1 protein-coding gene is annotated in these 554 nt (G+C 58.5%); it reads right to left on the reverse strand.

Features of this window, described 5'->3' with window-relative positions; genetic code table 11:
* On the reverse strand, positions 1–554 hold a 554-nt coding region (locus tag EFBL_RS15870; protein WP_149029971.1), incomplete at both ends, for an electron transfer flavoprotein subunit alpha/FixB family protein.

Genomic DNA, 554 nt, shown 5'->3' on the forward strand with positions numbered 1-554 from the left:
TTCTTCAGTTCTTCCGTCAACACGGGCACCACTTCGAACAGATCGCCCACGATGCCGTAGTCCGCAACCTTGAAGATCGGGGCTTCCGGATCTTTGTTGATGGCCACGATCACTTTCGAGTTCGACATCCCTGCCAGGTGCTGGATCGCTCCGGAGATGCCGCAAGCAATATACAAATCCGGGGTTACCACCTTGCCGGTTTGGCCAATCTGCAGGGAGTAATCGCAGTATTCCGCGTCACAGGCCCCACGCGATGCCCCGACTGCCGCCCCCAGCACGTCAGCCAGTTCCTGGAGCGGCTTGAAGCCGTCCGCACTCTTGACTCCCCGTCCGCCGGAAACAATGATCTTGGCTTCCGACAGGTCGACGCCGCCGGTGCTTTTCTTCACCACTTCTTTAATGAAGGTGCGCAGCGAATCAGCCGGCAGATCTACGGAAACGGTAACCGTGTTTGCACTGCGGGATGTATCCGGTTCCGCGGCCGGCAGGTTGTTCGGGCGAACGGTGGCAAAGATCATGCCCTCTCCGATCACATTCCTGGTGAACGCTTTCCC

The organism is Effusibacillus lacus (assembly GCF_002335525.1).
Lineage (GTDB): Bacteria > Bacillota > Bacilli > Tumebacillales > Effusibacillaceae > Effusibacillus > Effusibacillus lacus.